The sequence below is a fragment of the Lyngbya sp. CCY1209 genome (assembly GCF_055795065.1).
This window is the reverse complement of record NZ_JAYFER010000464.1, coordinates 1-329: the sequence shown is the minus strand read 5'-3', so window position 1 is coordinate 329 and position 329 is coordinate 1. Positions and strand designations below refer to the sequence as shown.

At 48.6% G+C, this 329-nt stretch carries 1 protein-coding gene; it reads right to left on the bottom strand.

Annotated elements, in window-relative coordinates; all coding sequences use genetic code 11:
- Positions 1-30: 30 nt before the first annotated feature.
- The coding region (locus AC0QHF_RS14865) for an HNH endonuclease (RefSeq protein WP_324705007.1) at positions 31-329 on the bottom strand (299 nt) is incomplete at its 5' end.

Below are 329 nucleotides of genomic sequence, written 5' to 3'. Positions count from 1 at the left end.
CGTGCATGAGACTTTCACCTCACACGGCTCCTAGTTCAGTCGTCTCGTTGTCATGAGTACGACTCTTGCTTTGACTATACCATCTATGGCAGTCTTGGCATCGTGACAGTGGCGGTGCAGCAATTGGAGGTTCTTGTAATCATCCTTTCCGCCTAAGCTTCTAGGGATTATATGGTCGGTCTCCACTTGGTCTTCGATAGTGAAGTGCTGTCCGCACCATTTGCATTTGCCTTTCTGGTTTTTCAGCAGTTTGGCTTCTCGGTTTGAGATTTCTGGTGATTTCCCTCTCCTCGTTGCCCAGTAGACCCAATTTCCGTCATACGTCGATG